The 13,464-nt window shown below is 38.5% G+C and carries 11 protein-coding genes; 5 read left to right on the top strand and 6 right to left on the bottom strand.

The features are described 5' to 3' along the window. The first annotated feature begins 79 nt into the window (after nt 1-79). A complete protein-coding gene (gene plsB, locus ESZ26_RS15320; protein WP_146800336.1) occupies nt 80-2,521 on the top strand; it encodes a glycerol-3-phosphate 1-O-acyltransferase PlsB in 2,442 nt (813 codons plus the stop codon). Between the two features lie 104 nt (nt 2,522-2,625). On the opposite strand, the gene ubiA is transcribed toward plsB, so the two are convergent. Further along, nucleotides 2,626-3,489: a 4-hydroxybenzoate octaprenyltransferase gene (gene ubiA, locus ESZ26_RS15315; RefSeq protein ID WP_146800335.1), complete on the bottom strand. Its 864-nt coding sequence runs from the start codon at nt 3,487-3,489 to the stop codon at nt 2,626-2,628. A gap of 144 nt (nt 3,490-3,633) precedes the next feature. Then, on the bottom strand, nt 3,634-4,236 hold the full coding sequence (locus ESZ26_RS15310; RefSeq protein WP_146800334.1) for a chorismate--pyruvate lyase family protein: 603 nt from the start codon (nt 4,234-4,236) through the stop codon (nt 3,634-3,636). A gap of 309 nt (nt 4,237-4,545) precedes the next feature. Here ESZ26_RS15310 and ESZ26_RS15305 point away from each other — a divergent pair, with 309 nt between their 5' ends. Further along, nucleotides 4,546-4,938, top strand: coding sequence for a flagellar basal body-associated protein FliL (locus ESZ26_RS15305; RefSeq protein WP_146800333.1), 393 nt, complete (start codon nt 4,546-4,548; stop codon nt 4,936-4,938). Nucleotides 4,939-5,792: 854 nt separating this feature from the next. Here ESZ26_RS15305 and glpG read toward each other — a convergent pair. Together glpG and glpE are read right to left on the bottom strand one after the other, a co-directional pair. Next, nucleotides 5,793-6,671 carry a rhomboid family intramembrane serine protease GlpG gene (glpG, locus tag ESZ26_RS15300; RefSeq protein WP_146800332.1) on the bottom strand — a complete coding sequence of 293 codons (879 nt, stop codon included), beginning with the start codon at nt 6,669-6,671 and terminating at the stop codon, nt 5,793-5,795. 13 nt (nt 6,672-6,684) lie between these two features. After that, complete coding sequence (gene glpE, locus ESZ26_RS15295) at nt 6,685-7,014, bottom strand: thiosulfate sulfurtransferase GlpE (RefSeq protein WP_146800331.1); 330 nt, start codon at nt 7,012-7,014, stop codon at nt 6,685-6,687. Between the two features lie 213 nt (nt 7,015-7,227). Between glpE and ESZ26_RS15290 the strand changes: the two genes are divergently transcribed. After that, entirely contained in the window at nt 7,228-7,839 is a 612-nt protein-coding gene (locus tag ESZ26_RS15290; protein ID WP_146800330.1) for a DUF952 domain-containing protein, read from the top strand. A 120-nt stretch (nt 7,840-7,959) separates the two neighbouring features. On the opposite strand, the gene ESZ26_RS15285 is transcribed toward ESZ26_RS15290, so the two are convergent. Beyond that, complete coding sequence (locus tag ESZ26_RS15285) at nt 7,960-9,147, bottom strand: amino acid aminotransferase (protein ID WP_146800364.1); 1,188 nt, start codon at nt 9,145-9,147, stop codon at nt 7,960-7,962. 256 nt (nt 9,148-9,403) lie between these two features. After that, nucleotides 9,404-10,114, bottom strand: coding sequence for a DUF445 domain-containing protein (locus ESZ26_RS15280; protein ID WP_146800329.1), 711 nt, complete (start codon nt 10,112-10,114; stop codon nt 9,404-9,406). 115 nt (nt 10,115-10,229) lie between these two features. On the opposite strand from ESZ26_RS15280, the gene ESZ26_RS15275 reads away from it, so the two are divergent. Continuing rightward, nucleotides 10,230-11,087, top strand: coding sequence for a peptidylprolyl isomerase (locus tag ESZ26_RS15275; protein ID WP_146800328.1), 858 nt, complete (start codon nt 10,230-10,232; stop codon nt 11,085-11,087). A gap of 90 nt (nt 11,088-11,177) precedes the next feature. Beyond that, nucleotides 11,178-13,433, top strand: coding sequence for a sensor domain-containing phosphodiesterase (locus tag ESZ26_RS15270; RefSeq protein ID WP_146800327.1), 2,256 nt, complete (start codon nt 11,178-11,180; stop codon nt 13,431-13,433). Nucleotides 13,434-13,464 lie beyond the last annotated feature (31 nt).

The following is a 13,464-nucleotide window of genomic DNA, read 5'->3' as shown; positions in this document are numbered from 1 at the left end:
CAAAAACCATAGGCAACATGCTACAATAAAGCTACTATTAAAAACACGTCTAAAAGTATAATAATTCAGAGAAAACTCGATGTCAGCCATACGTTCATTATTCTATTTCTTATTACGTTTCCCAATAAAACTTCTTGTGCGCAGTAAAATTGTTCCTGACAACTATTTAGAGTCAGAAGAAGTAAAACTCGAACAGCCACAGTTTTATGTTATTCGTCATCAGTCTGCCAGTGATTTACTTGCCTTGCGAAAAGCCTGTAAAGCATTAAAACTGCCAGACCCACTTAGCCTAGTGACGATTAACGGGCAAAAATTTTCACGTTTATTGTGCTTAGAAAAACCTACACCGCTCTTTCGTTGGCGAAAAGCAGGCCATACCAAAGCGATCACCGAAGGCTTTGAATTATTAAAACAGCACAGCGTCGACGAAAAATTAGATGCACAGCTGATACCTGCTCATGTTATTTGGGGCCGAACACCAACCAAAGAACATAATAATGCCAGTATAGGTACCGTTCTAGCGGATCAGGAATCACCTTCGTGGTTACGTAAGTTTTTCATTGTTTTATTTTTAGGACGTAACTCCATCGTTCGCTTTAGTGAGGCGATTTCTTTTCGTTTTATGGCAGACAAACATGGCACAACACAAGCAAGCGCACAAAAATTAATGCGTATTGCTCGTTTCCATTTTTACCGCCAAACTATTGCTGTGACAGGCCCAAGGCTGATGCATCGCCAACAAATGTTTGCGACTCTGCTTGCTAATCCGTCGATAAAGCGCTTGATCAGTGACGAAGCTAAAAGCAAAGCGATCAGTGAAGAGCAAGTAAAAAAACAAGCACTCGTCATCATGGATGAAATTGCCGGTGATTACCGCGATTCTATGGTTCGTTTAGGTGCACGTATTTTAACTTGGCTGTGGAATCGCTTGTACAGCGGTATCAACATTAATAATGCCAAAGTACTGCGAGATCTTGCTCAAGAAGGCCATGAAATTATTTATGTGCCTTGTCACCGCAGCCACATGGACTATTTACTCCTGACCTACGTGATTTTCCAAGAAGGTTTAGTGACTCCTAGAATAGCCGCAGGTATTAATTTAAATTTTTGGCCAGCAGGACCTATCTTTCGTAAAGCCGGTGCATTTTTCATTCGTCGTAGCTTTAAAGGTAATCGCTTATATTCCACCATATTTCGTGAGTATTTAGGCTTGTTATTTGAACGCGGCTACTCAGTAAAATATTACTCTGAAGGTGGACGCAGTAGAACTGGCCGTTTACTACCCCCTAAAACGGGTATGCTTGCCATGACGATACAAAGCTTGCTTCGTGGCATTGATCGCCCACTAACCTTAGTACCGGTTTATTTAGGTTACGAACATGTCATGGAAGTTGGCACCTACCATAAAGAATTAAGTGGTAGTAAGAAGAAAAAAGAATCTATCTTTGGCGTTATTAAAGCCATTAAAAATTTACGAAATTACGGTAAAGGTTACGTTAACTTTGGTGAACCTATCAATATTAACCAATTCTTAAATAAACAGGTTCCTAACTGGAAAGACGATATCGACCATATCGACCCACAAAAACCAACCTGGTTAACACCGAGCGTTAATATTCTTGCTGATCAAGTAATGACGCATATCAACCAAAGTGCCGCCATTAACGGTACTGCTTTAGTGGCCCTTATTCTGCATGCTTGCGATAATAAAGCACTCGCTAAAACAGAATTGATTAGTCAGCTTGATTTATTTTTAAACTTGCAGCGCAACGCACCTTATAGTCAGCAATTGACCATCCCTTGTGAAGATGGCCAGCAATTGCTTGAAGAGGTTATCTGTCTTAATAAAGTTACGGTTAATCAAGACAGTTATGGCGACATTATTTCATTGTCTGAAACAGCCACTTTAGAGATGCGTTATTACCGTAATAATATTTTACATAGCTATATATTGCCTGCGCTCATTTGCCGGGTATTAGAACGCCAGAGCAAAATAAATATCGACACTTTATTAGAGCAAGTGCAACGGATCATCAGTTTAGTAAAAATTGATTTGTTTTTATGGCAAAGCGAAAACGATGTAGTTGAACAAACAGAGCAAGTGATCAATTTTTTACTGGCCGAAGGTCTTATTAGAAAAAGTAAAAGCGGCGCTTTAAGTGTGGTAAATAACGTTGATCTGACCAGTAATATTCGCTTAATTGGTGAATGTATTAATGAAACTTTACAGCGCTTTACTATTATTTGTTCGTTAATAAGTCGCTTATCACCGATTAGTAAAAATGATCTAGAAGACAAAGTCGTTGCTATTGCTAAGCGTTTATCGGTATTAAATGATATTAATGCTCCTGAGTTTATCGATAAAAAAGCGCAAGGTATTTTAATTAAAGCTATGATTGAACAAGGCTATATTAATAAAGATGAAAACGACCAACTCGTTGATAGCAGTACTTTAGGCTTGTTAAAGTCGTCGGTCACTCAATTGATAGATATTGAGGTTTTAGAGAGTATTGTTCGTTAACCCTAGCAATAATAAAGCAGGCTACATCGTCATCCTGAACAAATGCCAGGATGGCGCATTACAAGAATAACGTCCGAGGTCATGACTATTTTCGGCTGTGGTGACTAGAGGTACTCTATCGATATACCAATAAAAATGACTAAACCTACAAAATGATTATTCAAAAAAGCTTGAAAGCATTTATCACGCTCTCTATTAACAATTAAAATTTGTTGGTAACAAAAAAATCCTGCTGCGACAATAAGACTCAGTTGATAAGGCCAACCAAAGGCGAGCATTTCACCTACGCTCATCAGCAATGCTAACGTAGCCAGTTGAAGAAATAGAATGATACGTTTGTCATGACGGCCAAATAGAATGGCGGTTGATTTAACGCCAATATTTAAATCGTCATCACGGTCAACCATGGCATACATAGTATCATAGGCTACCGTCCATAATACATTAGCGCTAAAAAGTAGCCAAGCAACCGTGGGGAGTTCACCCATGCCTTCGGCAAACGCCATAATCATCCCCCAGCTAAACGCTGCACCTAGTACCACTTGAGGTAATTGGGTATAACGTTTCATAAAAGGGTAACTTGCTGCCAGTAACACAGCAACCACTGACAGTTGAATGGTGTACCAACTTAAGGTTAAAACTAAGCCGAGTGCGATGCCAATCAGTAAACCAAATAACGATAACGCGTCGTTTGGCGTTAATATACCGGTAACTAATGGCCTGTGCTGGGTACGTTTTACTTGTCCGTCTACGTTGCGATCTGCCCAGTCATTAATAACACAACCTGCGCTGCGCATGACAAAAACACCCAAGGTAAATACAGCTAGCCAATGCAGTGTCGGGAAGCCATCGCCCGCTATCCATAACGCCCAATAGGTTGGCCATAATAGCAAGTAGGTACCGATCGGCTTGTCGGCGCGAGTAATTTTTACAATACCCTGCCACTTACCTACAAAAGAATTTGTCATATGTTTTCCTGAATATTTTTTATTTCTGGTGATAGATTTTTTTGATAAGCGAAGGCATTCGGTAAAAAATCTCAGTAACTAACAAAATTTTATCGACACGAGTAATTTTTACAATACCCTGCCACTTACCTACAAAAGAATTTGTCATATGTTTTCCTGAACATTTTTTATTTCTGGTGATAGATTTTTTTGATAAGCGAAGGCATTCGGTAAAAAAATTTCAGCAACTAACAAAGGTTTATCATGTAGCATAAACGTTGAACGACGGCCCCATAGTTCAGTGTGAAGCGGTAATTTAAGATGTCGCGCTAGTACTGAGACAGAACTGGTTGGAGAAAAAGCCGAGATTTCAATACATTTTCGGGTTAACTCTTTTTTACTAAACAGCACTTGTCCTAACGATTGGTTACCTAAATGCGCTAACTGCTGGTCTTCGCCGGTTAAGCTTTTTAAGGGCAATAAGCTACGGGCAAAGACTTGTGGCACGTCATCGCAATATAATATCACTTCACGTACTAAGACCGGCTCGCCTACATCAATGTCTGCGGTTGCTTCTTCTGCTGTGCAAGGTTGAATTTTTTGCCCTAAGACTTCTACACGAAAATGTTGGCAACATTGGCTTAATCGAGCAGTCAACGAGCTAGGGTCGAGTAACCAACTTAATAGCGTTTCATTAAGCGATACTCCTAAAGGAGACTGCCATGTGGTATTGATAGCAATGGGGAATAATGGATGTGACTGGCTCATAACAACTAATTAATAACTATTTTATTAAACAATAACCGATATATCATATCAGTATTGTTTGGTTTATGCCGCTGGTAATTTAGCGCCCGTTACCTGCCCAAATTCAAGAGGGGAACTGCAACGTTACATAAGCCAGTATCAATAAGTTGCGCCGGATAAGTTAGTCTATCAAGCGAGTTATCATTAAGGGATTTTTAACGCTGGCGTTATAAAAATAAATAAAGCTAACAAATTTGCTAATAAAAGCTAAAGATTCATTGTAATATAGTCGATAGACTTTTCGATTCTCCAGTTAAATAGAGCGACAAAATGAAAAAAACTTTATTAATATTAGCGACATTATTGTCATTCTCTTTACCTTTATCTACAGTGAAAGCTGCAGATTATGCTTATTTTGGCTTCGAACCCGCGATTATCACTAACTATGTTGCGGTAAAGAAGAAGCTAGGCTATGTACGTCTCACCGTTGAATTGATGATTGAAGATTCGGCAAACTATGAAACGGTTGAACATCATGCACCACTGTTACGCGATGCCATTATTGCTATTATTGGCCAACAACCTGAAGCAAAAGTAAAATCGATTAATGGTCGTCACGAAATTCAGCGTTTATGTGAAGAAAAAGTGAAGAATCTTTTGACACAAGAAACAGGTCAACCGTTAATTAAAAAATTGTTATTTACTCAGTGGCTAGACAACTAACAGTAAAGACTCTCCGTAGGTCAGTAAAATTCGACCTACGGTTTTAATAAAGCCCTAATGCCTTTTCATCAATAACACTTTAACTGCTGCTAACAAACAGCCGCTGACTAATCCTCATCCGAATATGTGCGCAGTATTTGCCATATTAACCAGCAAGAAATCAGCCCAGAGCCTTGATTAAGATCTAGTGCCTTTCATCAATAACACTTTAACTGCGGCTAACAAACAGCCGCTGACTAATCCTCATCCGAATATGTGCGCAGTATTTGCCATATTAACCAGCAAGAAATCAGCCCAGAGCCTTGATTAAGACCTAGTGCCTTTCATCAATAACACTTTAACTGCGGCTAACAAACAGCCGCTGACTAATCCTCATCCGAATATGTGCGCAGTATTTGCCATATTAACCAGCAAAACATTAACCCAGAACCTTGAACTTTTGATTAAGATCTAGTGCCTTTCATCAATAACACTTTAACTGCGGCTAACAAACAGCCGCTGATTAATCCTCATCCGAATATGTGCGCAGTATTTGCCATATTAACCAGCAAAACATTAATCCAGAACCTTGATCTTTTGATTAAGATCTAATGCCTTTCATCAATAACACTTTAACTGCTGCTAACAAACAGCCGCTGACTAATCCTCATCCGAATATGTGCGCAGTATTTGCCATATTAACCAGCAAGAAATCAGCCCAGAGCCTTGGTCTTTTGATTAAGATCTAGTGCCTTTCATCAATAACACTTTAACTGCGGCTAACAAACAGCCGCTGACTAATCCTCATCCGAATATGTGCGCAGTATTTGCCATATTAACTAGCAAAACATTAACCCAGAACCTTGAACTTTTGATTAAGATCTAGTGCCTTTCATCAATAACACTTTAACTGCGGCTAACAAACAGCCGCTGATTAATCCTAATAAGTGCGCAGTATTTGCCATATTAACTGGCAAAACATCAGCGTAGCCTAGTAAAAGCCAAAACAGTAAAAAGCCAATAATCGGTTTAGAGATCATTAAACCTTTTTCAGGAGCTAGCCAGCCATACCACCAAACATAACCCACTAAACCATAAACAACACCCGACAGACCACCAAAATTAGGACCTGAAACCATAAATTGCCCCAGATTAGAGACAAGTGCGGTGATCAAAAACAAATTAATTAACGCCCCTTTTCCTAAAGTCCGTTCGACACTGCCACCTAATTGCCACCACCACATGGTATTAAAAACAATATGTAACCATGAAAAATGAAAAAGTGCAGGCCCTAATAAACGTAATGGCGAAGCAAAAAAAGCCTCAAGTGTTAGCTTAGGATAGAAATGTAACAACTCAAAAGTAGGACGAGCAAAGCCCAATAAACTCGCGATAAACACTAACCAGCACAAGGCAAAAATAGTTAAAGTTACCCCGCCTGCATGAGCAAAAAATTGCTCTTTAAAGCTTGTTATTAATGAAGGTGAGTTGTCTTGAACTTGTGCAACTTGGCCACTTTGCCATGCGGCTTGCTGATATTTTTCTTGGTAAGGGTCGGCAATAAATTCAGCAAAAATTTCTTTGGCTTGGTCGATTTTACTCGTTGCACAGTAAATAATATAATCACTGTCATTCTTTTGTACTTTCGCATCGATATTTAAACTGGTTAAATAATTCGCAAACAACAAGGCAATATTATGTTGCTTGACTTGTATTAACGGGCTTAGCTCATCTGTTGCATTAGATGCCGACATTATGCTCAACTATCTAGTGTTCTATGTCTTGTGGAAAACGTAATTGCCAATCAGTAAAACCACCGTCCAGTGAATAAACGTCAGTGAAGTCCTGGCTAATAAGAAATTGTGCGGCTTGTTGGCTAGAAATACCGTGGTAACAACAAACAACTACGGGTGCATCTAAGTCGGCTTCACGAATGAAGTCAGCAAAGTTTTCATTACTTAAATGAATAGCGCCAGGAATATGGTTTGCTTGGAAAGAAGCCGCGTCACGAATATCAACAATGACATGAGTTTTATCAGTTAAACTCTCGTGTAAGGTGGCCAGTTGCATATGTTTAAAATTGCTTTGTTCAGTCATTTTTTATTTCCCTAAAAATTTACGCCATTAATGTAGCATAATTTTACATCTAGCCGTTACCATTCAAAACTCAGCAAAATATATATTGATTGGTAATAGCCATACGACAACATATATATTCTTTGTTATTTACCATTTCAAGCGTGTCCACTTATCGGTAACATAGACAACGAATAGCTTTATCGCTAACAACAATTTTACACAGGAGAACCCATGGGCTTTAAAATTGCAAACAATTCAATTCTACGTTCAGATGATTACGCAGAGTTAGTACGTGGAAAAACCTATCCATTTGAAAGAAAGGGTCATCAACATCTTGCTGACAATGTTCCTTTATGGTTAACAGGTACTGACTGGACTGCTCGAGCAGAAATAAGCATTATCAGTCAGTCTATTGAAAATAATAATATTAAAGGCATATTTCGTGTTGACTACCTTTACGCAAAAGATGAGCAACGAGTACTAACAAATACTTTTATTCGCATGTATGGCGGGCTAAGTGACCCTGCTATCTATTTACTTTCATCAAATGCTGAATATCAACAAGCGCTGAGTGAAGGTAAGCTAACACGTGATTCGTTAACCAGCGAAGGTTTTATTCATGCGACACCCAAAAGTCAATTAAACCGTCTTGCCAATAAATATTATAAAGATAAAGAACAGCCACTTATTTTGAGTGTTGATAAAGAGTTAGTCATACCCGAAATAAAGTGGGAACCTGCTAGTGGTGGTTTATACCCTCATATATATGGCCCATTAAACATCAATGCGGTTACCGAGGTTGAAAAAATATCACTTAATGAGGATGGAAATTTTCACCTCTAAATATAGCCGCTTACTCACTTTATAGATGTGCTAGATAGCCAAGAACAATAAAGCCAAAACACTTAGATGTTTTGGCTTTAATTATTTTATTAAGCTTAAAAAATTTTAGTGCTTTAGCGTTTATAAAACTTTTGCGATAGATTTTGCTAAGTAATCAACATTACTATTCGCGATACCGGCAATACTCATACGGCTTGAACCCACCATATAAATACTATACTCATCTTGTAACTGCTGCACTTGCTCAGGGGTTATACCTAAGAATGAGAACATGCCCATTTGACGGGTAATAAAGCTGAAGTCACGAGTCACACCATTTTCTACTAACTTATCAACCAATAGTTGACGGTTACCATTAATACGGTCTCGCATTTCTTTTAATTCTGCATGCCACTGGGTACGAAGTTCATCAGAACTTAAGATCGTTTCAACTAATGCCGCACCATGTGCTGGTGGCATAGAGTAAATAACACGGATCACATAAAGTAATACTGACTGGGCAACATCAACTGCGGCTGATGTTTCGCCAATAATAGTACAGGCACCAATACGTTCGCGATATAAACCAAAATTTTTCGAGCATGAACTACAAACAATCATTTCTTTTGCATGTTCAGCCATTAAACGTAGACCATAGGCATCTTCGTCTAAACCAACACCAAAACCTTGGTATGCCATATCAATAAGAGGTAAAAAGCCAACGTCTTTAGCTACTTCAACAACTTGTTGCCACTGCTCATTGTTTAAGTCCATACCACTTGGGTTATGACAACACGCATGTAACAACACAGCATCATCGCTGCTAACTTCTTTTAATGCCGCTAACATACCATCGAAATCAAGGGTTTTGTTTTCGTGGTCGTAATACGGATAGGTTTTAACGGTTAAACCGGCGGCTTCAAACAACCCCGTATGATTTGCCCAGGTTGGATTACTCACCCAAATAGTGGCGCCCGCTTTACACGACTTAATAAATTCAGCCGCAACACGTAATGCCCCAGTGCCTCCAGGAGTAGAAACCGTGCGCGCTCTATTTTCGAGCAGCACTTTATGGTGGCCAAAAATTAATTTGCTCATCTCTTCATTAAATACAGGTGAGCCGGTAGGACCAATATAAACTTTGGTATCTTCGTGATCGTTACGATATTTTTCCGCCGTTTTCACACAGTCTAAGATCGCTGTATGACCTGCTTCATTTTTATAAACGCCCACACCCAAATCAATTTTATGTGGGTTTGAATCTTCACGATATTTAGCCAACAAGCCTAAAATAGGATCGGCAGGCAAAGCCTTTAAGCTACCAAACATGTCTCCGGTTACCTTATTCAATGACGGGATGTTCTTAATTGGGCGATTTCGCACAACAAGAGAAATAAATCCCTGTGTTTAAAGCGCAAGCATAGCCCCAATAAGGTGAAAATTAAAGCGTTTAAACTAAAAAGTTGCCGGAACTAATAGCACAAAAGGGACTAAGGAATAACAAGTATAACCTTGTTGCCTGTAATGAAAAATTTCGCAACGAATTATATGCAGAGTTCGTTGCGAAAGAATAGCTGATAAAATCTTAGAAATTATTAGTAACGGCGGCGATAAAGCCAATAATACCACCAAATACACCTCCCCAAACAACCAACCAACCTAAGTGTTTGCGGATCATCGCTTGGATAATTTCCTTCACCAGTTGTGGTGTCAATTCATTTAGCCTTTGATCAATAATTTCACTGACTTTTTCACGCATATCCGCCATAACACTCGGCTGCTCTAATTCGTCTTTGAGGATATTGTTAAATTCTTCACTTTGTGAGATTTTAGCGACAGTGACTTTCATCTTTTCAATAAAGGGCTCTCGTAATGGCTGTAATGCTTCACTGCCTCCAACCATCGCTAACATGCCACCAAACGATGACTTTTCAATAACATCAACTAAGTCATCAAAAGCAGGATTCAAGTCTATTTTTTCGATGACGGGCGTTAAGTCTAAAGACACCATGCCACCTGAACCACCCGACAAGAATCGGTCAATATTTTCTTCAGTGAAAAACTGTTCCATCATCAGCTCTTTAATTGCTTTTTTAAAATCTTCAAAGCGTGCAGGAATAACACCAGAACCATATAAAAAGGGCACTTTTTCAAAAAGCATATGTATAGCAATCCAATTGGTAAAGGCCCCCGACAAGGCAAATAAGCCTATGGTAAAGAGTAAAGACTGCTCGAAAAAATAACCCGCTAAAGTAGCAAGCAAGGCGATGATATTAGTCATAAAACTTTTATTCACTGAGTACCTCAAAATTAGTGTTTGTTTCTATCGCGCTATATTAACAATTGCATGGTTTTGCGCCAACTCTTTTACTGTATAGTAACGGGTAAAGGATAAATATTAAGGAAACACCATGAAAATCAAACTTATTTTAGTAATGAGTACATTACTGACTATTTTTAGCGCCGCTGCACAGACATCAAAAATAGCGGATCAATGGCGTACTTTAGATAGTGAAAGAACCGTACTACTGACATTACCACACGGAAAAGTTGTCATAGAACTGGCACCACAATTTTCGCCTAAGCATGTTGAACAGTTTATAAAACTGACTAAGGCAGGTCATTATGATGGTAATAAATTTTATCGAGTGATCGACGGTTTTGTTGCGCAAGGTGGTCCTGAAGACGGCAGTCGTCAAGACAAGTTAGTACCAACATTAACCATGGAAGGTGACTTTACTACCGATGAAAACTGGCAGTTCACTAAAATTCAAGAGGATGATTTATTCGCTGAACAAACCGGTTTTAAAGACGGATTTTCGTTAGCTCATAACCCAAGTGAAAAAAAAGCCTGGCTAACACATTGCCCTGGTGTTATCGCAATGGCTCGAAGTAATGATGCCGATTCCGCCTCAAGTCATTTTTATATTGTTAATGGTCAAGCCACTCGCTATTTAGATCGAATCATGACTATCTTTGGCCGTGTGGTTTATGGCATGAATCACGTACAAGCCATTACTAGAACATCAGTTATTGAAGGTGATACGCCTGTTGCTGAAAAAAATTATACCTCTATGACAAGCATGAAAATGATGAGTGATGTGCCAAAAGAACAACAAATATTATTAGCGGTAAAGAATACCGAACACCCCGCTTTTAGCGAAATGATAGAAAAACGTAAAAGACGAGAAAATGCCTTTTTTTACAAAAAACCACCACCCGTTTTAGATATTTGCCAAACCCCAGTGAAAAGCCGCATAGTTAACTAAAGCTTTTGCTTTAAACGACGAGATGGCTTTGACCTTGAAAATGTTTTGCTATAAATTAACCGCTAAGGCAATTACCAATTTTGGTGAGATATGGACATAGCTAGATTAAGAAAATTATTATTTCACCAACAAGATATCTTGTCTAAAATTGCCTTAGGTCGACCTTTAAATAATGTGCTAAATGATATTTGTTTATCTATTGAAGAACTTATTGATGACAAGTCAGCGAGGTGTTCAATATTATCGCTAAAGGGAGAACAACTTTTTCACTGTGCTGCGCCAAATATTGATGATAAGTATTGCCAGGCAATTAATGGCGTATATATTGGCCCCAAGGTAGGGTCTTGTGGAACCGCGGCGTATCGAAAGTCTCGCGTCATTGTCGAAGACATCGCAATATCGCCGTTATGGCAAGACTTTAAAGAGCTAGCATTGAGCTTTGACCTTAAATCGTGTTGGTCAACCCCCATTATTTCGACACAATTAAAAACTATTGGTTCCTTTGCTATTTATCATAGCTCTCCTAAATCTCCGACAGATAAAGACTTAGAGTTAATTGACTATTTCGTGCATTTTTCAAGCATTGCCTTAGAGAAAAATGTTGAGTCACTAAACGCCAAACAACTGATTGCTGATTTACAAAAAAGTAATCAAAAATTTCAAGCTTTTAGTAAGGTTATGCCTGATTTAGCCTTAATATTGAGTGAAGATGGTGTATATACCGATATTTATGGCTCAGCTGATGAATTACTATATGGTTCAGTCAGCAAGCTCATTAACAAAAATGTAAATAACGCTTTACCTCAAAAAGATGCACAGCCGATTATGGCGGTGATTAACAAAACCTTAGCCACCAATGAAGTGCAAATATTTGAATATCAGCTTGACGTTCAAAAAGGTCATCTTACTTTTGAGGGAAGAACCGCTCCCCTTGACCATTATCAGCCAAGCACTCCTAATAAAAGACATATTGTCTGGATAGCTAGAGATATAACGGTGCGTAAAGAGGCAGAGAAGGCGATAGAAAAGTTAGCTTTCTTTGACCCATTAACCAATCTTCCTAACAGGCGAATGCTCAACGAAAGGTTAACAATGTGCGTTGAGAGAATAAAGCGCTCGGGTAAGACCGGTGCTTTATTATTTTTGGATTTAGATAACTTTAAAAGAATTAATGACTCATTAGGACATAGTGCCGGTGATGAAATTTTAGTCGAGCTATCTAAAAGGCTGAGTGCGGTTATAAGATCCTCTGATACTTTAGCGAGAGTGGGTGGCGATGAGTTTATTATTTTATTGGAATATGTCGGAGAAAATAATGAACAAGCCATCATTGAATCTGAAGTCATCGCTCAAAAACTACACAGCGTATTTGATGAAAAGTTTGAGCTAGGGGAATTAGCATTTCAAGTCAGTTGTAGTATTGGTATTAGCTTAGTTAATCAGAGTAATTCATTAATAGATAATATATTAAAATTTGCAGATACTGCTATGTATCGCGCAAAAATGAAAAAAGGTAACAGTTATAGTTTCTATGATCCTGCATTACAAACCTTATTAGAAAAGCAGGCAGAACTTGAAACTGACCTTGTTAGAGCGATAGCCAGTGATGAATTTTGTGCTTATTTTCAGCCACAAGTAAGTAGCTCAGGCAAAGTCATTGGAGCAGAAGCCCTGATTCGATGGAATCATCCCAGTAAAGGACTGGTAGCGCCCAATGAATTTATACCCATTGCCGAACAATACGGACTCATTCAAAAATTACAGAACATTGTCTTACGTGATATTTGTATATTGATTGCGCAATTGCGTACCGAAAATATTATTGACGAGTTGTTCAGTGTTTCAATCAATATAAGTCATTGCCAATTTAACTCCTCTACTTTAAAAACTGAGTTACTTAATACCATTGCTGGCTTTGATATATTGCCAGCACAAATTAAGTTAGAAATTACTGAATCGATGTTGGCTGGTGATATTGATAATACGGTTCAACAAATGGAAGAAATAAAAGCAAAAGGCTTTGCCTTTTCAATAGATGATTTTGGTACCGGCTACTCTTGTTTAACACACTTAAGTGCTTTCCCGGTAAAGGAACTGAAAATTGATAAAAGCTTTATCGATAAGGTTTTGGATGACGCGACTGGCTTTAGTATCGTTAAGACGATAATAACCTTGGCTAAAAGTCTTAACATAACAGTGGTTGCTGAGGGAGTTGAAGCACTAGCGCAACACGAGTTACTCAAGTCTCTGCATATTGATGCTATTCAAGGTTATTTAATCGCCAAACCTATGACTAAAAGTGACTATCTAGTCTGGCATAAGACTAATATTGCCAATAACAGTTAGTATATTGATCGCGTTTGCTGATTTTTGTCTG

It is taken from the genome of Colwellia hornerae (genome assembly GCF_007954355.1).
GTDB classification, from domain to species: domain Bacteria; phylum Pseudomonadota; class Gammaproteobacteria; order Enterobacterales; family Alteromonadaceae; genus Colwellia_A; species Colwellia_A hornerae.
This window is presented reverse-complemented; position numbering and strand designations above follow the sequence as displayed.